The organism is Colwellia sp. 20A7, assembly GCF_009832865.1.
GTDB lineage: Bacteria > Pseudomonadota > Gammaproteobacteria > Enterobacterales > Alteromonadaceae > Colwellia.
On sequence record NZ_CP047130.1, the window covers coordinates 2,563,832 to 2,587,209 of the forward strand.

Annotated in this window: 17 protein-coding genes and 1 pseudogene; 11 read left to right on the plus strand and 7 right to left on the minus strand. The window is 35.1% G+C overall.

Translation table 11 applies throughout. The features are described from left to right. The first annotated feature begins 35 nt into the window (after positions 1 to 35). The gene (locus tag GQS55_RS11165; RefSeq protein ID WP_159820603.1) at positions 36 to 230 is read left to right on the plus strand and encodes a hypothetical protein; all 195 of its coding nucleotides are present in this window, start codon (positions 36 to 38) and stop codon (positions 228 to 230) included. Between the two features lie 619 nt (positions 231 to 849). On the opposite strand, the gene GQS55_RS11170 is transcribed toward GQS55_RS11165, so the two are convergent. Further along, on the minus strand, positions 850 to 4,923 hold the full coding sequence (locus GQS55_RS11170) for a hybrid sensor histidine kinase/response regulator transcription factor (RefSeq protein ID WP_159820604.1): 4,074 nt from the start codon (positions 4,921 to 4,923) through the stop codon (positions 850 to 852). Between the two features lie 445 nt (positions 4,924 to 5,368). On the opposite strand from GQS55_RS11170, the gene GQS55_RS11175 reads away from it, so the two are divergent. The 3 genes from GQS55_RS11175 to GQS55_RS11185 all read left to right on the plus strand — a co-directional run bounded on the left by GQS55_RS11175 (position 5,369) and on the right by GQS55_RS11185 (position 7,774). Beyond that, complete coding sequence (locus GQS55_RS11175) at positions 5,369 to 5,872, plus strand: hypothetical protein (protein WP_236559618.1); 504 nt, start codon at positions 5,369 to 5,371, stop codon at positions 5,870 to 5,872. Between the two features lie 70 nt (positions 5,873 to 5,942). Then, positions 5,943 to 6,797: a delta-class carbonic anhydrase gene (locus tag GQS55_RS11180; protein WP_159820605.1), complete on the plus strand. Its 855-nt coding sequence runs from the start codon at positions 5,943 to 5,945 to the stop codon at positions 6,795 to 6,797. 74 nt (positions 6,798 to 6,871) lie between these two features. After that, positions 6,872 to 7,774, plus strand: a complete 903-nt coding sequence (locus tag GQS55_RS11185) for a delta-class carbonic anhydrase (RefSeq protein WP_159820606.1) — start codon at positions 6,872 to 6,874, stop codon at positions 7,772 to 7,774. Positions 7,775 to 8,773: 999 nt separating this feature from the next. On the opposite strand, the gene bamC is transcribed toward GQS55_RS11185, so the two are convergent. Next, positions 8,774 to 9,892, minus strand: a complete 1,119-nt coding sequence (gene bamC, locus GQS55_RS11190; RefSeq protein WP_159820607.1) for an outer membrane protein assembly factor BamC — start codon at positions 9,890 to 9,892, stop codon at positions 8,774 to 8,776. Between the two features lie 252 nt (positions 9,893 to 10,144). On the opposite strand from bamC, the gene GQS55_RS11195 reads away from it, so the two are divergent. Then, entirely contained in the window at positions 10,145 to 10,672 is a 528-nt protein-coding gene (locus tag GQS55_RS11195; protein WP_159820608.1) for a glycine cleavage system protein R, read from the plus strand. A 143-nt stretch (positions 10,673 to 10,815) separates the two neighbouring features. On the opposite strand, the gene GQS55_RS11200 is transcribed toward GQS55_RS11195, so the two are convergent. The 3 genes from GQS55_RS11200 to GQS55_RS11210 all read right to left on the minus strand — a co-directional run bounded on the left by GQS55_RS11200 (position 10,816) and on the right by GQS55_RS11210 (position 13,217). After that, positions 10,816 to 12,414, minus strand: coding sequence for an IS66 family transposase (locus GQS55_RS11200; RefSeq protein WP_159819285.1), 1,599 nt, complete (start codon positions 12,412 to 12,414; stop codon positions 10,816 to 10,818). A gap of 96 nt (positions 12,415 to 12,510) precedes the next feature. Further along, the gene (tnpB, locus tag GQS55_RS11205; protein ID WP_159817815.1) at positions 12,511 to 12,849 is read right to left on the minus strand and encodes an IS66 family insertion sequence element accessory protein TnpB; all 339 of its coding nucleotides are present in this window, start codon (positions 12,847 to 12,849) and stop codon (positions 12,511 to 12,513) included. Continuing rightward, complete coding sequence (locus GQS55_RS11210; protein WP_159818046.1) at positions 12,846 to 13,217, minus strand: hypothetical protein; 372 nt, start codon at positions 13,215 to 13,217, stop codon at positions 12,846 to 12,848. The genes tnpB and GQS55_RS11210 overlap by 4 nt, the downstream gene beginning before the upstream one ends. Positions 13,218 to 13,286: 69 nt before the next feature. On the opposite strand from GQS55_RS11210, the pseudogene bcp (GQS55_RS11215) reads away from it, so the two are divergent. From bcp (GQS55_RS11215) to bcp (GQS55_RS11240), 6 genes and pseudogenes are all read left to right on the plus strand, one after another. Beyond that, a pseudogene (gene bcp, locus GQS55_RS11215) lies at positions 13,287 to 13,622 on the plus strand (thioredoxin-dependent thiol peroxidase); the annotation flags it as partial. An 89-nt stretch (positions 13,623 to 13,711) separates the two neighbouring features. Next, positions 13,712 to 15,103 (plus strand): tyrosine-type recombinase/integrase, encoded by a 1,392-nt coding sequence (locus GQS55_RS11220; protein ID WP_159820609.1) that lies wholly within the window; start codon positions 13,712 to 13,714, stop codon positions 15,101 to 15,103. 1 nt (position 15,104) lies between these two features. Further along, positions 15,105 to 17,441, plus strand: coding sequence for a hypothetical protein (locus tag GQS55_RS11225; RefSeq protein ID WP_159820610.1), 2,337 nt, complete (start codon positions 15,105 to 15,107; stop codon positions 17,439 to 17,441). A 3-nt stretch (positions 17,442 to 17,444) separates the two neighbouring features. Then, entirely contained in the window at positions 17,445 to 19,649 is a 2,205-nt protein-coding gene (locus GQS55_RS11230; protein WP_159820611.1) for a site-specific integrase, read from the plus strand. Further along, entirely contained in the window at positions 19,646 to 20,137 is a 492-nt protein-coding gene (locus GQS55_RS11235; RefSeq protein WP_159820612.1) for a bacterioferritin comigratory protein, read from the plus strand. The genes GQS55_RS11230 and GQS55_RS11235 overlap by 4 nt, the downstream gene beginning before the upstream one ends. Positions 20,138 to 20,233: 96 nt before the next feature. Next, a complete protein-coding gene (bcp, locus tag GQS55_RS11240; RefSeq protein ID WP_159820613.1) occupies positions 20,234 to 20,698 on the plus strand; it encodes a thioredoxin-dependent thiol peroxidase in 465 nt (154 codons plus the stop codon). 779 nt (positions 20,699 to 21,477) lie between these two features. Here the strand turns inward: bcp (GQS55_RS11240) and GQS55_RS11245 are convergent. Both GQS55_RS11245 and GQS55_RS11250 read right to left on the minus strand, forming a co-directional pair. After that, the gene (locus tag GQS55_RS11245; protein WP_159820614.1) at positions 21,478 to 22,395 is read right to left on the minus strand and encodes a DUF2971 domain-containing protein; all 918 of its coding nucleotides are present in this window, start codon (positions 22,393 to 22,395) and stop codon (positions 21,478 to 21,480) included. 64 nt (positions 22,396 to 22,459) lie between these two features. Next, positions 22,460 to 23,287, minus strand: a complete 828-nt coding sequence (locus GQS55_RS11250; protein WP_159820615.1) for a hypothetical protein — start codon at positions 23,285 to 23,287, stop codon at positions 22,460 to 22,462. Between the last annotated feature and the right edge of the window lie 91 nt (positions 23,288 to 23,378).

The window sequence follows — 23,378 nt, forward strand, 5'->3', positions numbered from 1 at the left end:
CAAGCATTTAGCACAACAAACACATAGGATAATACATGGAAAACTGGCTAGCGATTTTAATTATAGGCGTCACTATTGCCTTGCTCATTGGTAATTTCAGTACCTTTTATAACAATACAAGTCATAAAATGCGTAAAAAAAGTTTAAATGAACGAGAAGAAACATTACCAAGATCAAATAAGTCAGAGCATAAAATGCCAACGATTAAGCAAGATCAGTTTAAAAAGTAATAAGGTTAAAATAAGTAATATTTACACAAAAAGCGCTGAGGATTAAGGGCCATTGAGTAATGGCCTGTCAACCAAATTTAGCCCCTTCTAGTTAAGAGCCATTTTCATATTTTAGCTGCAAGCTCAACATCATTTTTACTTCGGTAATACAGGTATAAATAAAGCCTACGGCTGTTTTATCACACTATTATACAATTCAATATATTATTGTGCATCATAACGTGTTTGGTAGTTACACCAGTACAAACAGACTGTACTCTCATTCATTATCTCATACTCGGCTCTACAGTTTTAAGTGAATATAAAGCAATAATCACACAAAATACAACCCGCCTTCAATTGTCCAAACGTAGATGATATTTCGACACTCGCTTGTTCTGCCTGGACTACAGTAAAATCCTATTTTTTTACTAGCCAATGATTCAGCATAAGTACGATAACGTAAAATAAATACATATTCACAGATCAACGTTCGTCATTACCGTATAAATTGTGAGCAATAGGTTTGTCGGCCATAGTATTTTTCTCTAGAGTACCTTGCCATTACTGAGCAAGATCGTTATCGATGCCTCCTAAACAGTAAGCTTACAAGTGCAGGTAATCAAACGCATACTGATTATTATTCTTTATTCATCATAATAATTTTTTGTTGGGCTTGTGTTGGGGTACTTTGAAACTTATCTTTAAAGCATTTTGAAAAATGTGGCAATGTTGTAAAACCACAAGATATAGAGATATTCAAAATACTATTATCAGACTTAAGCATTTCATAAGCACACTGTAAACGGTATTCACGGATAATATCTTTGGGCTTTTGTGATAAATAAAGGTCGGTTTTTCGTCTTAATGTCCTTTCATCCATAGCCAATAATTCTGACAGTTTCTTCACATTAAACTCAGGGTCGGGAAAATGTATTTTTAAAAAGTCGCGAGTTCGTTGAATAAATTTATTACGTGTATCATCTTCTGACAGCTCTATTTGTAGATGGCTTGATGCTAATGCGGTAATTTTATTTCTTGTTTCAGTTGATGAATCAAGTAAGTTTGTTATTTTTAATTTTAAAATTTCACCACTAAAAGGTTTACTTAAATAGTCTGTTGCTCCCGCTTGTAATCCCTCTTTTTGGCTTAACATATCACTTTTAGCCGTGAGCAAAATAATAGGTTTTTTATTATAAGGCTTATCACTTTGTCGTATATGCTGGCATAACTCAAATCCATTCATCAGCGGCATCATAACATCGGATAAAATTAAATCAGGTTGAAAGTCATCAATATGTTCAATAGCTTCTTTGCCATTATATACATTTAACACATCATAACTTGGTGTTAATATCTGTGTAAGAAATTGATTTATCTCTATATTGTCTTCAACAATAAGTAGCTTCTGATTAATTTTATTTGAAATAGTTTTTGTTTTTAAATTAGTCGCTATTTCATTTTCAATTAATGTTTGATCAATATTAAAAATTAGATCAATAGGCAATGAAATAATAAATTGGGCCATATTTGGTTGGCTATTATCCAAGGTTAGCGTGCCCTGATAAGATTCAACGAGCTCTCTACTAGATGAAAGCCCTATTCCTTGGCCTTCAGTTTTATGATGATGATCTAAGCGGTAAAATTTTTCAAAAATTGATTCCGCATCTTTTGTTGAGAGGTGACTGCCAATATTCGTGACTTTGATAATGCAAAATGGTTTTTCTAGCAAACAAATTATTTTTATCTCACTGCCGATATCTGCATATTTGATAGCATTAGAAACAAGGTTACTTAACACTGTTTCTAATAACTGAATCTCAATTATTAACTCAGCATTGGTTTTACAATCAAGCACAAAAGTGAGCTTTCTTTCTGAGGCGAAAGTTGAAAAGTTATCAATGACCTGTTTACAGATGCTAGAGAGCACAACGATCGATTTTTTTGCTGACGACTTTTCATTATTGGCAAGCGATAACAATTGTTCAACAAGGTGAAATAAACGCTGACCATTATATTTGATATTGTTCATTTTCTTATTGTTTTCGGCGCTTAATTCAGACTTTGATACTGTTTCTAAAGCGTTAAAAATGAGTGTTAATGGTGTTTTAAGTTCGTGAGATACATTTTCAATCAAATGCTGTTTTTCTTTAGTACGTTCTTCAACCTTACTTTCTAATTGCGCATTTAGCTTTCGTTCAAAAATCAATTTACGTTGCTGTGAACGGATATACACAAAAACTATCACGAGTAAAATCAAAACATACAAAGTATATGCCCACCATGTTTTCCATGCCGGAGGTAATACTCTTATTTGCAATGAAGTACCCTCTTCATTCCAATAACCATCTGAATTGCTTGCTTTTACTCTAAAAGTATAATCACCATGAGGTAAATTGGTATACGTTGCCCTACGATTTTTATAATCAGTATTTACCCACTCTTTGTCCCAACCCTCCAACTTATAAGCAAATTTATTCTTTTTAGTGTTTCTAAAATGTAATACCGAAAATTCAAACGTAATAATATTGTCTTGGTGGGTCAATATTATAGATTTAGTCTCATGTATCGTTTGGGCTAAACTAAAACCCACATTTTTTCCGGTTATTTGTCCATTTGTTGTTTGAGAAGCGGCTGTAGCAATAGGCACTGACTTATTCAATAATAACATATTGGTTATTACGACTTTTGGCGGTTGTGTATCATCCTTGCTATTTTCAGGAGTAAACCGATTTAAGCCATTTATTCCGCCAAAAAACAATTCACCTGTTTTACTTTTAAACGATGCACCAATGTTAAACTCATTACTTTGTAAACCATCACTTACATTATAACTCTTAAATGTTTCAGTTTTAGGATCCATACGTGATAGGCCTTGATTAGTGCTTATCCATATATATCCTTGCTTATCTACTTCAGTGCTATAAATAACGTTATCAGGCAAGCCATCTAGCTTATTGTATATTTTGAATTTTTTTAGTTTTGTATCAAACACGTTTAAACCGCTAAACGTACCAACCAAAATATTGTCATGACTATCTTCTGTAAGACTTAACACCGTATCATTACTTAAACTACTTGAGACATTTTTTTGATGTCGGTAATGGGTAAATTCTTTGGTTTTTGTATTAAAATGATTAAGTCCTCCAGTAGTTCCAAACCAAAAGTTACCTTGACTGTCTTCAATTATGCTCAAAACATTATTATTACTTAAACTATTCGAGTTACCATTGTGATGACGATATTGAGTAAACTGTTTGTTTGTTGTATTAAAGTGACTGATGCCTTTATTTGTGCCAATCCAAAGATTTCCCACACTGTCTTCTATCATGCTCATGACAATGTCACTATTTAGGCTGTTAGGGTTATTGGCTTGATGACGATAATGAGTAAATTTTTTGCTTTTTATATCAAAATGATTAATACCTTTGTTCGTACCAATCCAAAGATTTCCGTGCATATCCTCTATTACACAGGAAACAATGTTACTACTTAAACTATTCGAGTCGCTCTCTTTGTGAAGGTAATGGGTAAACTGCTCATTTTTTGAACTAAAATGATTGAGCCCTCCAGCTTGTATTCCAATCCAAAGATCGCCTTGTTTACTTTCTACAATACTAAAAACATTATTGTGACTTAAACTATTTAAGTCATTAGTTTGATTTTGGAAATGGGTAAATGATTCATTTTTAATATTAAAATAATTGAGTCCACCACCCACAGTTCCAATCCAAATATTACTTTGATCATCTTCTACAATTCTGAAAATATTATTGTTACTTAAACTATTCGGTTCATTACTTTGATAGTGATACTGAGTAAATTGTTGTTTTTTCTTATTAAAATAATTAAGACCTCCACCGCCTGTACCAACCCAAATATTTCCTTGGCTATCTTCAATAACACTATAAACTAAATCATGACTTAAACTTTTAGGATCATTTTCTTGATGACGATAATGGGTAAACCGTGAATTTTTTGTATTAAAATAATTAAGTCCACCTCGGGTGCCAATCCAAATATTATCTTTGGAATCTTCCACAAGACTAAAAACATTGTTGTGACTTAAACTATTCATGTCATTGGGTTTATGATGATAAGGGGTAAATTGTGCATTTTTTATATTAAAATAATTAAGACCATTAGCTGTTCCAATCCAAAGGTTATCTTGCTTATCTACAACTATACTCAAAACATTGTCATGACTTAAACTTGTTAAGTCATTTTCTAGATGACGGTAATGGGTAAATTGTTTGTTTTTGGTATTAAAGTAATTAAGGCCTCCTCCCACGGTTCCAATCCAAAGATTGTCTTTATTATCTTTTGCTATGGTATAAATAAAGTCATGACTTAAACTATTAACATTATTTTCTTGATGTTGGTAATGAGTAAATTTTTCAGTTTTGATATTGAAATAATTAAGCCCTCCTCTACGAGTCCCAATCCATAAGTTACCTTGTTCATCTTCTACAATTTTCGTAATGTAATTATGAGAAAGTGAATAACTTTTATCTCCATCGTGCTTAAAAACTTTTAGGTTATAACCGTCATATCTAGCCAACCCCATTTCTGTACCAAACCACATAAAACCGGTGCTATCTTGAAATACAGTAATCACACTATTTTGAGGTAAACCATCTTCAATACCCAGATGTTGAAAACGAATAGACGTTTCTTTCGCAAATAAAGCTGAAGGATATACTAGGGTTAACATTAAGGCTGTTGTATAAATGAAAAGTTGTATAAATATCTTATTTAGCAATGAAAAAAAACCTAAAAAACAAAAGTTTATTGAGTTTACTTTAATTCAAAAATAATAAAAACAATGAAGTTATATAAATTACAAAACATACGTTGCCATTATATTAAAAGATGTAAAAGCAGTTTAATTATTACTTTTTACGTTTTTTATTAACAAATCGGTATTGTCGTATTTCAGCCAAGAATCATTGAAAAAAACTTATTATGTACAAAAAACAAACCAATTATTTTTATGCATAGTAATTTTATGTAATTTAGACTGTTTTAGATAAATAAACATCCGATCTAGATAAGCGTTAAAATTGTTTTATTCCTTAAGATACATACTTTATTCGCTGAGCATTTATGATGCGACAGCGCTTTACCAATCATTAAGGAATACATTCATAAATAATAAAATGTTATTAGCTGTAGGTGTTTTAGCCACCTTAGTAGCATCTCCAGTATTTTCATCACCTGACGAACGTCACGCTACTCCAAAGCATATCCCAGGTATCTTTGTTGGCTATACCAATACTAATAGTAAAACAGAGTTCTCTTACGGCCTTGAATATGAATATAAAATTTCAAAACAATGGGGAGCCGGTATCGTATATGAAAAAACAGATAATGCGCATCATGGTGCTGGTGTTGATGTTGCTCTTGCCGCCGTTTATTTACACCCTTGGCAAGAGTTAAGAGTGGGTTTAGGTTTTGGTAAAGAAAAAGTTGGTAGTTATACCGAGGATGATGGCCATGGTCATCTACATCATCATGCTAGCCATAAAGAAGATGTTATACGTACCTCGGTAAGTTATGACTTTCACGTGGGTGACTTTGGTGTTGCGCCAACGTTAGCCTTTGATTTTGTTGATGGTGAAACAGCTACTGTTTTCGGCATTGCCTTTGTAAGAGCATTTTAAATAGAAATTAAATTGTAATAATTGCACTAAATTTATGGAATTATCCTAAAATAAATAAGGAATGAACCTCATGAAAAAAAATATTTTAACATTAACGTTACTAACAATGACCGCTTCACTTTCGCTATCAGCTACAGCATCAGATGATGCAGTTTCAGATGAAATTATCGCAGCTCAAAGAGCAGCATTAGAAACAAATACAGATGGAAAAGGCTTCGGTCCTCAATCTCCCCGTGATATTGATCTTGTTGCAGGTGAAAACCTAATTGCATTTGATACTGCGCCTTTACCAGAAGAAATGAATCTTTGTAATATTCACTTTCATGAAAATGCCGAACACAAAGGTGGTGAATTCACTGAATATGCAGGCAATGGTGATGGACATGGTTATAACAGTGGTTACAAATATACTGGAACACTCACTGAAGCGGAACTTTCTGCCACAACTGAAGATATTTGTCCTAATTCACACGGTTATTTAAAGCCGGGTTCGACAATAGAGGTTCACTATGTACACTCTACTGCACAAGTAGATCCAGGTCCTACTTTAGGTGCATGTTTAAGTGATTCAATTAGTAACCCACAATTACGAGTAGAAACACAAGTTTATGTGCTCGTGAATGACGAAAACGCGCTTGATTTTGCTAATTTAACTGCACACGATAAAGCTGCTGGCAAAAATCAAGTATTAAATATTCCTTCTGATACAGGTACCTCAATTCAATATAGCGGCTCAACAACAGGCCCTGGATACAATGAAGACGGTTCTCCTCTCCAAGTAAGTTGGAGTGTAAGGCCTCAAGTTGCCAAAGTTAATATAGAAAGTGTTGGTGATTGGTGTAAAGGGAACGTTTATGAAGAAGATCACGCACACGGTGTAAGAAATCTTGTTCAAAATCAAAAATTACTTTCAACAATTAAATAACTATTTCTAATAGTTTATAAATTGCATTCAAAACAAATTAACTATTTTATTGTAAAAAATTAGGAGTAGGATTTATGAAAACAAAATCAACTATCGCACTTATCATTATAAGTGTACTTGGATTAAACGCTTGTGGCTCTGATAATAACTCAGTTCCGATTATTCCAGAAGTTCCAGAAGTTCCAGAAGATGGTCATGATACTGCTGTTTCAGATGAAATCATTTTAGCTCAGAGAACTGCATTAGAAACAAATACAGATGGGAAAGGCTTTAGCCCTCAATCTCCTCGCGATATTGACGATCTTTACGGCGAAAGCTCTATTGTATTTACTGCGGAACTTCCTACAGAAGAAATGAATCTTTGTAATATTCATTTCCATAAAAATGCTGAACATAAAGGTGGTGAGTTCACCGAATATGCTGGTAATGGTGATGGACATGGCAGCGGTTACAAGTATTCAGGATCGGCACTATCTGAAGCTGAACTTACAGCAACAGCTGAAGAAATAGGCGCAAGTGATCACGGGAGCTTACATCCTGGTGATACCATCGAAGTGCATTATGTACATTCTACAGCACAAGTTGAGCCAGGTCCGACTTTAGGTGCGTGTTTAAGTGATTCAATCACAAATCAACAACTACGAGTAGAAGCACAAGTTTATGTACTTGTGAATGACGAGAACGCACTTGATTTTATGAACTTAACAGCTCATGACAAAGCCACAGGTAAAAACCAAGCATTAAATATCCCAACTAATACTGGAACACCAATTACCTATACAGGTTCAACAACAGGACCAGATTACAATGAAACAGGTTCACCTTTTCAAGTTAGTTGGAGTGTAAGACCACTGGTTGCTAAAGTGAATATTGAAAGTGTTGGTACATGGTTAGCAGGTAATGTCTTTGAAGAAGATCATGCACACGGTGTAAGAAACTTAGTTCAAAATCCTAAATTACTTTCAACAATAGAATAGTATTTTTTAAACGCTTAATAGATTGTACTAAAAGCACTCCCTAATAGGAGTGCTTTTTTATTAAGGGCTCTACACTTATTAGCATAAGCTTTGATGATACAAAGCAATACCAGGCAGATTCAACTTCGATGTGCATAACGGATAAACAGCTATAGCTAACGTGTGCCCCATCATTAATTCAGCTGGTGTTTTATAATTTAGTTTATTTCTCGACCTATCATTAAATTTGATTATGACCGCTTCTACTTATGATTGAACTATCTTTTTGAAGTCAGCTAATTTGGGCCAATATTGCCTTAACAAACCATTAGAATTTTCATTTAATCCTCGTTGCCATGATCAACAAGGATCAACAAAAAAACATCACGGTCTAATTTTATCGTCATTTTTTCATGATAAGAAAATTCTTTGCCATTATCTGCTGTGATTGTACTCACTACTTTTTGAAAGGGCTTTACAGTGCAATTGCTGCTGTGAGTGTTTTGTTGATTTATCATTGATACGTGTCCATACAGTAAAACTTGTTTTACGTTCAACAATGGTGAATTACGTACCACAGTGTCCTTTACCTATAACGAGATCAATTTCTCAGCCTCCAATTCTACTGTTATCACCAACAACTTGTGGACGTTCCTCAATACTCACGCGATTCTTGATAAACCCTCGTCCTGCTTGCTTATTTTTACTACGAGATTAATACTTTTCCACCTTTTCTCCGTAAGGCCTTGAAAAGCATACTATCATACCTAAATAGGTGGCCAAATTTACTATGACACTTCAGTAGAAGGTAAGTTATGTTTGTAACGTATAGCCGATGTCTTTAAGATTTTTAATTCTCGCTGACTGGGAAAGAGCTTAATAAACTTGGTATTATTTTTGATTAATAATATAAAAATATCAGGTAATAAAAAAGCTGTTACGTTTTTCAACATAACAGCTCAAATTACACTCTGTAGCTCACAAAGGTTCAGCGTCCCTTAATTTACTACCATTTATTTTTTAATAAATGTTTCTAAAAGATAACCCCTTTTCCATCACTGGAAAAATCAGCTCTAATACCGATAACGGTAAAGGTTCACCGTTAGAGTCATAAATAGTTACTGACGTTCTTAGGTTGTCATCTTCTATAGGCGAAAGTACAAATTGATACTTAGCATCGCTTATTTCAATAACAGGTCGATCATCACCCCAAATGCTATCCCAAATACTCATACTTGGTTTTACAAAATCTACATAATAAATTTTGTCGTTTTCATTTAAGTCAGTGATTGTAAACCCATGTTTCTCGAAAAATATAGGCATATTATCCCATAAATTATCTAAACTCATTTCAACAGCAAAGGCATTTTCTGCGGTTTGATTTTCACTAATCGTTACTAGTTTTTGATTAGCACGTACTAAACGACTTTCTCGCTGCTGCAAACGATAATTATAATCAACTTGCCCAACAACTTCATTTAACATCGCCATTTCTACACGTTGCTTATCAATAGCATCAATAACCTTAGTACCGCCACTCGTATCAGTTTTCATATAATCGATTAAAGATACTTTTAAAGATAGACTGCGGCCATGTGGTTTAAGAAATAACTCATAACGAAAGCGCATACTTTTAGATAGTTCAATTTCTTTGAACAACCAACCTGTTTCTACTTCTTGATGGAACCATTGGGATTCAATTACTTCTGTCGTACCCTCTAACCCCTGATCTTTTTCAGGAGAGCTCACAATATTATAGCTAACACCGTCTGAAGTTAGCTGCGAAATAAGGGCGTTTTTAACAACAGTAAGTAAATTTTCATCTTCAAGTACCTTATCAAACCAAATAATAGGATCAGCTGATTCAGGAATAGTTCGAGAAGAGTCGGCTACTGGTAATACCAAAGACGGCGCTCTGATATCCATGTTTTCACCGATAGGACCTTGAGTATTTATTTTACTCGTAATAACAAATTGCTGTTTTTTTGTTGGTTGATCCAAATTTTCAGGGACAACAAATTCTTTAGACTCTTGTTTTTTTGCATAATCAAAATCTCCCTGTGCCCGCTTACTATCAACACTACTACATGCTGATAATGTTAAGCTGATAACAGAAAAATAAAACAATTGGCGATTCATTAAAACTCCTGAGAAATCCCATTTGGGCATATATATAGTATTCATTTGATGGTTTAAAACGTATTTAGTTCAATTGTAACATTAAAAAATAGGAAGCTTAAAACGCATCAATTTATTAGCGCTCCATGGTACTTGCCTGTTTTTGCAAACACAAGCCTATTATTATGATTCGTTAAGGATATTTTCCCTATATGGGTACGCTATATTATTTAGATACGTTATAATCTCCTTTTTCACCGACTAGGCAAATAAATGTCTCAATATTTAGTGTTAACCGCTATGGGTTCTGATAGAACAGGTTGTGTTAGCGAACTAACTAAATTAGCAAGTGAATGCGGTTGTAATATTCTAGATAGCAGGATGGCTATTTTTGGACAAGAATTCACGTTCATAATGCTTTTGCATGGCGATAATCGTGCTATAAACAAGATTGAAACACGGCTTCCTATGGTTGCCCACGCACTTGATTTAATTACGATGATGAAACGTACTTCTGGCCATAAAACTTATGATCTTGTTGAGCATTATCAAGCAGACTACACTGGTACTGACCAACCTGGTCTACTCAAAGCAATGACTGCCTTTTTTGCCACGCGAAAAATTGATATTTCCTCATTGAAATCTGAAATAAACCCCCAAACTAGCATCATAAGTGCAAGTATCTCCATTGCATTAACGCAAAAAATAAGCATTAATGATATTGAAAATGACTTTTTACGACTTTGTGAGCAATTTGGCGTACAGGGTTGTATCAAAGAAACTACTCATGGGCTTGTATAGTTACTTAAATAAAATTACTTAAGAAAGGATTAATATGAATACCTTAACTACTGTGAGCTTACGGCAGCGTAGCGTGACATCACGATTTTTTCAGGTACAGCTTGACCTAGGCGGTAAAGCCTAAATCATCGTGTTTGGTTTTTTTAGGTGATTGAATTTTTAGCGAGATAATTCCAGGGTAAATAATCTTCAGGGGTCTTTTTTACCTGCTCTTTTTCTCGTTGTAAGGTGGTGAAGTAGTCAAAGACATTAATACCCGCCTCACTTGCCGTCGCGATGACCGAGGTAATGACATCCCCAATCGTTGCCCCCAGTAAGGTTTTGTGGAACATCGCGTTTTTTCTGTCTCTCACCACAATTTTGAGCATCGCTTCAATACGATTATTGTCGATTTTTACTCCTTCAGTGCTGCAAAAGTAACTCAGTCCGACATAATGTTTGATAAAGTAGCGAATAGCTTTGCCTAGGCCACTGTTTTCTTCAACGGTTTCATTGGCTAAATGCGTTTCTCCCCACAATTTTATGGCTTCCATGATGGGCGCTGAATGCGTTTGATGATAGGCCAGTCTTGCGCTCGGGGTTAACTTTTCTTCTTTCGTATAGTCATCATTGACCCATATTTCACCATAGCGTTTGAGGACATGCTCGACCTCAATTGGAAAGTGATTGATAACATCTACAAATTGTCGTCTTGCGTGGCTATTACACAGTGACGTTATCGCCTCACGTACCGTCGGCCGATTGCTCGCTAGCGCATCACTCATGATGAGTGGTTTGGCGCATGATTGACTGCGCTTGTGCAAAATACTGTCAATGAATTCTCCCGCGTGCCCGATGTTAGTCTCAAATAAAACAATATGACGGTTATCAGCCAGCGTTGCGATAACACCTGAGGTATAAACGCCCGTACGTGTGATGACTTTCTCACTGTTGCGTGCTTTCTTTATCACCGATTTCGCATCAAGAATACGGTTAGTTGTGTCATCTAAATAGTAGTGTTTACCATCAGCCGCTAAATTGAAGAGCAATTGGTACACGGGATAAATAGCATTACAAACAAGCTCTACTTGGTCAAAAACCGTTGACGCGGTGATTTTTACCCCCAGTAATTTTTGAATACTGCTTTGACGATAAAAAGGCAGTCCAGCAAAGTATTTATAAATCGCCATTAAAGAACGTGCTGAATAACCATATTTTTGAGTACTTAAGCCATCGGTTAAGACATCGTCCGGCAGTGGTGCGGTAAAATAAGCACCGCAGGTATTACAACGAAGACGCTCCATGACATGCTGCTCAGGTTTGAAAGGACTTTGTCCGGTGATACGTAGCAAGCTACCTGGCTCGGTTTTATAAACCTTACCGGTTAAGCACTCAACACAGGTATCGCCTTTATTTACGTCAACTAGTCCATGAACGATAATCGTGGGTTTAACCGGGGTGAAACCTTCACCATTATCGTTGCTACGCTTTTTATTTTTCTTGCCCGATGACGCTTTAGTTTGCTTAAGCACCGAGCCTAGTTTTTCAGATGATTTTTCAATACCTAACAATTTTCGCAGTTTATGCACGGTAACATCATGATTCGCTAAGCGGGTTTGCGTGGTGGCTAAGGTCAATAACGCATCAAGTAATAACTGATAATCCTCTGGGCTTAAGGCCAGATTGTTTTCTTTGGCCTCGTTCACGCGCTCTATCAGCGCTTCAAGGGCTTTGCCATCAATGTCGGTAAAAGGTTTGCTCACGGTACGTCCAGAGTTTTAGTGTTTGGTACAGGTTTATTTTGCAGGCATTATGATCCGATAAAAGTAAAAATCAAGTGTTTATCTCAATGATTTTACTCAGTAAAGAGGATCCGTTTTTTCCCATAATGGATCGTTGTCACACAATAGTTTTCGCAGTTTTTTCGCGATGATCTGTTCAATACTTTTGTTTGATGACGGCCAATTTTGAAACTTTCCTTTAGATAAACGCTTGGTCATGAGCCAAAAGCCAGTACCATCATACGATAATGCGCGCACCATGGTTTTATTGCGATTAATAAAGACAAACACAGTACCCGAACGTGGGTTGACCGATAATTTATAACGGCATGTTGCGGCTAAACCATCAATGCCCTGGCGAAAATCAGCGGGTTCAATCGCGATTAATATGTGGGTGTCAGCGGTTAAATGGATCATGATTTCATTGCCCCAATGAGCGAAATGATGATGTTAGTATCAATAACACCAGATAAAGACATTTCATTACCTTGGGCAAAGCGTAGTTCAACAGTAAAGGGCGGTTGTGTGAGTAATGGCGGTGGTGAAATAGGAAGGTGCACAAATAGCGGTGCTTTTTCAGCAGGTTCAAGCGTATTTCGCCATTGCTTGAGCTGGCCGCCACTGATCCTTAATGCTGATGTTATTTTGCTAGAAGAATAGTGATTGAGTAATGCTACGGCTTGCTCACGCAATGCGATGGGCGTTGTGACTTGACGACCACTTCTGTTGCTACGCCAGTGCTCAAAAGCAGTAACGACCGTTGTTAATTGATCTTGGTTTGGCATGATTGCATCCTAGTAATTTGGTTGCGATCATTAAAACAGATCAAAAAGGGGAAGTTGAGCTAGGCTGCCGTAAGCTCACTAACTACTGGTGATATTGCGCCATTATTTACATTAAAAGATGAAAATGATAACAACATAGCTTTAGCTGATTATATTGGTAAAAAACAGGTGTTAGTTTACTTTTATCCTAAAGCAATGACACCTGGTTGTACGATTCAAGCACAAGCCCTTCGTGATAGCAAAAGTGAGTTAAGTGAATTAAACACTGTTGTTTTTGGTATTTCGCCAGACGAGCCTAAACGTTTAGCTAAGTTTTGTGAACGTGATGAACTTAATTTTACTTTACTGTCTGATGTTGATCATAAAGTAGCGGATGAATTTGGTGTTTGGGGTTTAAAGAAGTTTACCCCTGATTAAAATATATGATAATAAACCTTGATGATTTTCTATGATAAATTGTAATTAATTTGAGTAGATAATATTAAGGATGTGTTATGTCTAAAAGCCAAAAAAAAGTAAACGAGGAAGATTTTAGATTAATAGAAATAGAAGTTGATACCCTAGCTAAAATCAAATATACAACACAAGTAAATGAAGACACATGTAAAGTTGTCTTATCCCCTACTCTTGAACTCTCAAAACTTAAATCACGCCATAAAAAAACCAAAATCATTTTAGCTCCTGATGGCACCATCATTTATCCACAATCACTTTATCTCGTATCAAGGTTAAGTGGTCAAGGGAAGATAAAAGATACTAGTAGTATTGCCAAAGCACTGTTAGCTTATTCTCGCTTTCTTGATAGTACCCATTCCGAGAAAATTGATGATAATGGCGATATAATACCACCTGAATATCTTACTTATAAAAGTTTGAGCAAACACGAAGAAGAAGGTGCACCATGGCGCTTCGCAGAATTCTTACTTTTAAATACTCGTCATAGAAGCTCAAAAGGAAATGAAGCTTTGGCTCTCAGTACAGCAAAAAGTTATATGAACTCGGTGATTGGTTTTTATAAATGGCTGCAAAGGCTCAGCTATATCAAAAATGATAATAACAATATCGTCACGCATTTCTCAAAAATAACTATGGGTAATAATTATGAAAGAACTCAACATGACATATTAGCGCATATAAAATCGAAGAAGCCTCGTGAAGTTGATATGTCTAACATTATGCAAATATTCCCACGTGCTGATTCAACACCTTCCTATAAAAAACTTAAACCGATGACTCTTGATCATTATTCCTTATTTGATCAATATATTAATTACTTACCAGTTCCATTTTCATTAATGTTTAGGCTTGCCATCAAAACAGGTACTCGTATCGATGAGTTATGCCATTTTCCAGCACACCAACTAGGTAACATAAATGCTTCAGGATTAGATGTTATCCCAGTCCAGATCACAGTAACCAAATTTAATAAGCCTCGAATAATAGAAGTACCCGTAGATATTTATGAAGAACTTGAAATTTACAAGTTTAGTAAGAAGCGAATGAGTAATACATCTAAGCGCGATAACCTAATTGGTTCAGAAAATATAGACAGTTATGATTACCTTTTCCTATCGAACAAAGGCAGGTTATATTCAGAAAAAACACTTGAAAAACATTTTAGCAATTTACGTAAATCTATCATAAATATTGATTCCTCATGGTATTACAAAATTCATGATTTACGTTCTACATATGCGACTAACTGGTTACGAAATGAAGCATCAGAGCGAGAAGTAGGTTATGACTTCTTAATGAGTGAGCTTGCTAGCTTGATGGGCCATGAAAGTACCGCAACTACAGAGAAGTACGTAAAACTCATGAATGAAGATACTTCACAACGCTCCGCAGCCAAGCGTAAAAACAATAAAATTAATGGTGGGTGGTAGCATGCCAAAAAGTCCATTAGCCAAAGGTTCTATACAAGTAAAGTCATCCAGAAATAGAGATAATGTCACTCAATTAGCAATTACCATCCCATATAAAAGCAGCGCTGATAAGTTGAATAAAAGTGTTGATATTTCACACCTTACTTTCAAAGGTTGCAATAAAGAAAATCAGCAAATACGAGATCGGATTGTATATTTGCGAAGGTTTGCCAAGAAAGTAAATCAATATGTAGAAAATGGAAAGTCAGTGTTATTTACCACTAACTTGTACGAGACTTTAAGATCTTATCTATTTTTTTGTGATAGTCAGAACGTAGATCCTTTTTCAAAAGAAGGCTATCTCAAGTCTTTTGGTAATGATGGAGAGCAACGTCATCAATTAAAAAAATATGAACCATCATTAAGGTTATGGCAAAGAAGTGATGGCGATGAGATCGGCATAAAAGAGTCTACTTGCGTAAACAAAAACACTGGCACAATAATAGCTCTAAAATGGTGCGGTGTTTATTGTGAAAGCTGGAAACACCTTCATCGCCCATTTAGGAATAGACATGATCCGTTCTTGCCCTACTCTGACGCAGATGAAAAAATGATAGTTTCACGGTTATGCGACTTATTTTTTGGTTTAGCTTTACAGTTAATAACAATTAAAAAAAGTAAAAACCTTAGTTCTGAAATCCTTCCTGTAACGATAGATTTCGGATCTCACAAGGAAGAACTTAACTTATCTACCTCACTTCAGCCACATGTTGGGCGAGTTAAAAATAATAGTGCGTTTAATATTACAATGGGCGCCGCATACCATTTACTTTGCTACTTTACTTCATTTAATGACGGTGTTGTTAGAAAGCTATCTCATCCTATAACCGTTGAGGCAGATAGCCGAGATAAATCTCTTAAGACCATTAAAATTAATGGCTTTAAAGTAAGAGCTAATAAAGAAGTCAGCGCAACATTAACAAATGAAGTGGATAATAATATTTCATTTGATGTAGAAAAAAAAACAGGCGTAGCATTTATTAAACTTTTAACAGAACTATCCTCTTTGTATGGGAGTAATACAGAACTTCTTTATGCTCTTAATTCAGATGGAAAAATATCAAAAAGTTTTGATGTCACTGAAATAAACAAACACTTAGTCACTTTACTAAATCTTGTATCTTCACGTCGAACGTTAAATTTACCTTGGCTACGAGAGTTGTTCTATAGTTTTATCAGCGGTAAAGCTATTGACCTAAAGATTGTTATTAATGATATAGGTAGAAGTATTGTCAGTAGAACTGATTACCCAATAAACCAGAAAAACGCTACTTATAATACCATGAGGGTTAGCTATTTAATTATATCATGCTTTACAGACTCTCCTCTCAAAGGAGCTTTATTGCCTTTTAAATACTCTAATAAAAATGAAGATGGAAATATCAATATTTCATTCTTCTATGATAGTGGTGAGGAAGGATATTTTGAGGTTCCAGTAGGTGAGTTATCGTTAGTTAAAGATATTGAACTATGGGCGACTGCCCGAGCGGATAAAGCACTTAAAAAATATCAACGTTATTTATTTAGAGCTGGTAACTTAGCTGATAAATCCAAGCAATGGGAAGGGTTTAGTCCAATAATATCTAATTCAATGAAGAATTATAGTATTAGGAATAATGACTATTTTATTTCACTGCAATCGAGTCGTTTTCGAGAAACAACTAGTATACAGGAATATAAAGATGGCCACTTATTACACTTGAGTAATCTCCTACAAAACACACTATCAACACTGGAGAGACATTATGCTAATGGCAATCCTGATACTAATAAACAAATCTTATCTCAAGCTATACAAGTTCTTGAACGCATGGCAACAGGAACTAACTTAGAAAAAGCGAAGGAAGAAATAAAAGCAACACTCGGCATACCAATGCTTACACATGATGAATGGCTCAAAAAAAAGACACCCACCAACCCAAATGGATTGATGTGTAATGGTAAACAGGACTTAAAAGAGGGACAAAATACGCAAAGAGCAACTAATAAATCGGTTGGTAAGAAACTACCTTGCTCAGAGTTTGATGTTTGCTTCAAATGCCATTCAGCTAAAGCCGTAGATGAACCAAATGCTATTTACAAACTGATTTCATTCATAGACGTATTAAAGGATTCCTTAGACCATTACCCTGAGGCTAAACAAGAGGTAAAAACTAGAGTCGAAGCATTTGAACAGACACTTGAAGGCGCTAGTATTAATGTTTTTGAAGAAGCAATAAGCCTTTTTAATAAGAATGGACGACACCCTCGTATCACCATGGACCATGCATTACTATCTATCGTTAAGCCAAGGTTATAAATCATGATAAAAATACCAAATCTTGAACATTTAAAGGTTATCAAGAAAGCCCAAAACAATGTTGGTAAACATTCAAATTATCTTATTGACGTTTTAAAACCAGCAATTGAGCATGGTGATTGGGATAGACTTGAGCAACTAGATATCGGGTTCGATATAAATGGGAAATCACTCGGCAAAATCATTGATAATGAAGCGTGGAAAAAACTCCAACAATTTTTAATTCCTAACGCAAGTACCGCACACACATTAGACTTTTCACTCGATGGAAAAATAATAGAGCGTAATCTTATAAATGAGTTAAAAAGCTTAATTTTAAAAATGATGTGGATATCACCTAAAGAAAATTCATTTGCAACGCTTTATCATACTTTAAATGAATTAAAAAAATTTATTAAACCTTTGCTTTTAGAAGGGGTAAATAGTTTTTCACATATTGATATAAACGTCTTGGAAAAATGGGAGTTAGAAGGTTTAACACAGTTAAACTTCAGACGAGAGAGCATTTACTCTTCATTAAACAAACTATTTATTGAACAGGATGGGTTGTCTTTTAATATAGCACTAACTAGCAGATTAACAGCTTCAGATTTTAATCTGAATTTAATCAAAAGGGAGCAATATCCTGTTATCCCACAACGGCTATACTACCGCGCACTATGCGAAGCTGAATCGCTAATTAGTCACTTGTATCCTATGCGTGATGATATTGGCAAACTTTCTAGCTACCTAGTAAACTTTCAAGATAACATCTATGCAGGTTATGTAAAGTACATACACCAAGGTATTCGTGTTAAACCAAATGGTGAGCTTAGTTGGCGACTAGAAAACTCAAATAAAAACGGTAGAATTAAAAACAACCTATTTAAAGAGGCGATTAGTATGATAATTTCGCCTACACTGGCACAAATACTAAACTTAATGGTACAATATCAACCAGTTATAAAGGAGTCATTTTATGATAAATGTTACCCCGATCGCTATATAAAATTAGGCAATGAAGCCATATCGAATCAATCACAAGCTGAACAACTACTGACAAAATACTCTGGTGTTTGCACTTGGGCACTAATGGCAAAATCAGGGATGAGAGGCGATGAAATTTATGATCTCCACACGGTTAATGGTTGCACTACAGTAGTAATAGCAAGACAAACCATTTATTTATTAAATGCTGATTTGGATAAAACCGTCAAAGGTATTCAATCAAAACAAGATGAATTTGTGTCTACAAAGCTTTCCATGAAAGCTTATGAGATACTACAAGCGATTCATACCCCTCTTCGATTAAGTAATAATAGTAAGAGGTTTTTTCATAAATTTCGAGATGGTTTTGGTGCTGTCATGAAAAAGTCAGTTTCTAGAAAAGCTAAAAATTGGTTTGAATCCACTCTTAAGTCAGAACTTAGTCTAACCAACGATGATATCAAAGATTTGAAGCTATCGGATCCAGAGAGAAGCTTTGATGTTGGTGATGACTACCAATTTACTTGTCATCAATTACGTCGCTCATTTGCTTATTACCTTATTGGTTACGAACTACTGTCTTTCCCGCAACTAAAACAGCAATTTAGTCATGTATCGTTAGGCATGAGCAGGCATTACGCAAATAACGCTAGTAAATTTCAAAAACTACGTACACAGAAAGGCAAAGTGAAAAATTTATGTACTGAAGTCGATGATGAAAGAGTTCGTCAAAAGGCTCAAATTTATCTCAATATTTACAATCAATTTGCCAATAAAGAGCGCGTGGCTGGTGGTAAAGGTAAAGAATTTTCCAAAAGGATGATGGTACAAGGTACCAACGCCTTTAAAGATAAAGTTAATAATGACATGTTAACTATCGAATATTGGGAAAATATAATGAGAAAAGGCAAAAGGCACTTACATGTCGTTGCACCAGGCATTTATTGTACGTCTCAAAACTGTAGTCTAAGAACACAAGTCAGCTTAATCGAGTGTGTTGATTGTGATAATGATTACATCGTGGATGCCGTATATGCTGAGGCAATGCGAAAAGAAGCAGAAACACATATGTACTTCGATATTGAGCACAATGAATTAACTCCTCAAACAGCTTCAGAGTCATACATCAAAATTACTGCTGCACAACGAATCATGGATGATTTAGGGGTAGAATATGTACCTGTAAAATTTCCAAAGGCAGTCAAAGATCTACTGATACCTCAAATTGGAGTTACACGATGAAGAAAGCAACAAGAAAAGCACTATTAAGCGCTCTAGATCGGCTCCTTCAAGGTGAACCAACTAATATTGAGTTAAAGAAAAAGGTGAAACAAGGTAAACTTAAAGTCAATAATAATACAGTAGAAAAAGAAGCGGGTTTAAGTGTTGGTACTTTGCGAAACCATCCTGACATCAAGCAGATAATAAAAGCAAAGTCATTGAAAGCAAAGGTTGATAGTAGCGAATCTGTAACATCTGAAATCGAGCTATTACAACTAGAAAATAAAAAACTAAAAAGTGAAAGAACACAACTAAGCAAACTCAAAGCCAAGCATCTTGCAGATTCAAGAAAAAGTGAAGAAGCATTAGCTGAACAAGCCGCACGTCATATCAGCATGGTTAAAAATTTAATGGAAATGATACCTGAGTGTGAGCGCGAGAAGGCAATGGATAAAGTGGTTAATGCTCGAGCTGACAATGTCATTAAAGGCACTTTTAATAAGCAATGAAGTCTTCCACTTTAGAGTAATAACTAACAGTAACGTAATTAATAAAACGACTAACTATAAGCATAACTTAACTTAAGAAAATAAGGACAAAAAACGATGACAATCGAAGTAGGACAAATCGCACCAGATTTTACTTTAAATGACCAAGATAATAATCCAGTCACTCTCTCTGGACTGCAAGGAAAGAAAGTTCTCATTTATTTTTACCCAAGAGCCTCTACTCCTGGCTGTACGATACAAGCTTGTGCATTAAGAGATACTAAAGCAGAACTTGATGCATTAAATGTGGTTGTATTAGGTATAAGTCCTGACACGCCAAAAAAATTGACTAACTTTATCAATAAACAAGAGTTGAACTTCACATTATTAGCCGATGAAGATCATGCTACTTGTGAAGCCTATGATGTTTGGCAGTTAAAAAAATTCATGGGTCGTGAAAATATGGGTGTAGTAAGAACATCTTTTCTTGTAGATGAAAATGGTAATTTAGAGCATATTTTTAATAAGTTTAAAACTAAAGATCACCATGAAGTGGTATTGGACTACTTAAATAAGAACTAACCACCAATAAGACTTAATATTTAACTTGGGCAAACGATAATTGACTGACCCCTCACCTAAAGCAGACGGATAGTCACCTATCTATCAATGTCTTCACAACCAGTCAGGTATACATATATCTGACTGAGTCTAAGAGCATATTTCTGCCCAGCTAACGTGTTTTTGATATTTCTGAGTTACAAAGGACCTGTGATTTCGATTAGTAAGTTAACATTAATATGTTAACTTACTTGTAGTAGTTCAAATATTACCATTATATTCCAAATGTCAGTGTTTACTAAACTAGGTGGCCGTTTAATAGAACAATCCCTTTTCATAAAGAGGTATTATTGTAACCTTCTGGTTTTAATAAACTATACTTTTCTTTAAGTTCTATTTGATGGTAACCATGCATATTACTTTCTAGTGATACAGCTCCTATAATCACTTGATTATTTCTCCCTAAATCCTCTGTACATAAAGCAATTAACTTCTCTGTACCTTCTGTATCAAGATCTTGCTGTTAAGGTGAATCGATTACAACAGGTAACATACATACAGTAGAGTGCTTTTCCATTGTTTTGAGTAAACCATAAACATATTATGGACGATTTTAACCAATAATCACTACAAGTTTGAGGGACTGCTGTAAGCTCAAAGCTGCCTGTGATGTTTCACTTTAGAACGATAACTTTTACCAAAAAGAAGAGATTAATAACTAACAGTAAAAGTAGATTCAGATTAGATATTGTAACAAACAACGCCATAGTCTCTTGTTAGTTTTCGTTAGCTACGAATGATTATTTGCCTATTTTACTCATTGAACTCATATAACTATCCAATTTCCCAATTGCATTTATCATTCTGAATGGATTGCTTAGTGCAGCATCTTCTTCATCTGCTTCGGTTATATTACACCAAGGGCATAACTCACTATCTGTAACAAGTGGCTCTGAACAACTATTACAAGTGCTAGGTGCGGGAGTGATACATTCTTCAGAAAATGTAAATACCTGTTCACTTTCTGATTTCATGTATGGTTTAGGATGACTTTTACCAATAACTAATTCATACCAAACTAAACTGTTTAACTCCGCTACTTCCTTGCTCAATTCAATACTACTTTCAGGGTGTTTGGGACCAACTATAATTGCAGTAACCAGCTCAATCGGAATATATAATATATCGTTTCCGACAACCTTCTCAGTAGCCCCATTCATATCAACAAACCTACACTCTTGTTCATACTTCCAATCATCATATTTAGCAAAATATGACTCAACAAAAACAGCTTCTTGCAGATCATATGAGTATCTAGGTTTTTTTAATACAGCAGCTCTTTCGAGGATCCTCTTTAAACTTTCGAGAGGTTGTTGCCTATAATCTACATCCCAAATTGGATTTCCTTTAAAGTGATTTTGAAGACCTACTAAATCAAATTCCAATACAAACCCAGTGTAGTTATTCGCATAATGAGCCCACATAGGAGAAACAATTGGAGATTTGGAAAAGCATGTAGTTGGACTTTGAGGTATCTCGCTAATTATGTCTTTATAGAAAGCAAGTTGCTCAGTTGGCGTATTTAAGTTCATACCAAGAAATAACTCATAAGGATCATTATAATCCTTAGGTAATGAACACTTTACTCCACAAAATCCTTCTTTTTCAAAAACAAGTTCAATAACATCACTACAAAAGTATTTGTAAATTTTTGCCATTCGAAGTGCACCTATACCAGTAAGAAAACTATTTTTGTCCGCTTAAAGCCTTGTTAAATGTACATTAGTCAGAAGTAATTCTTGATTTAATATCACTAACCTGAACATCCACTTTACTTCCAATGTTAGTAAAACAACCTTCCTCTTCATCGTTTAAATTTACGTAAACATAACTGCCGTCAGCTTTAAGGACTGGCTCATACTTTCCGTCATCAGTAACCTTCTCCATTTTGACTCCAAAAATTTTATTTGCTCCGAGATCAAGTTCATGCCAATCACTTACCTTATAAATTGCAGTTAAAGTAAAAGGCAGCAAGTCTTTAGGTATATTTATATCACTAACGGACATATGCTCAATTAATCGCTCACACTCTTCCCGGTGAGAGAGAAAAAGACGCCTTAAACGAATTCTTTGTTCTAAGTCGTGTTCAATAAAACCGGCTTGATCAAAGGCTATTTCTAAGTCAGAGAATAGCTCATTTTGCTTTTCAATGTATTTTCTGAAATGTATTTGAAATGAGCTTTGAGTTGTCTTTTTTACTTCTTCAAAATACTCTAACAAACTAGCAAGGTTTCTATTTTTGGAGTTTGACTCACTTATAAAGTGCCTATGCCAAGCATGCAAAGCTACTTTTAAATTCTTTGCTTCGCTTAATTCAATATCTAAAAGTATTTGCTGTTTCCACATCGAAGCAGATCTTTCTGCAATTCTTGCACTTTTAGAAGCACTAAGTGCAGCATATGCTGTCGCAAAAGCTGCAAGTCCAGTAAAAACAGTCGCCAATAGTGATAGAAAATCTATACCCTTCTCTGATAGCCATAGAGCAAAAAGGCCACTTATAAAGACTGTTAGCATTGTCCAAAATGCAGTCATAAATTTATATATTGACACAAAACCTCTCGAGTACATTTAACAATTTAATAGTGCGTAACTTGCGCACTTTCCTGCGTTATTGTTGCTCACTTTACTACTTATGTTATTT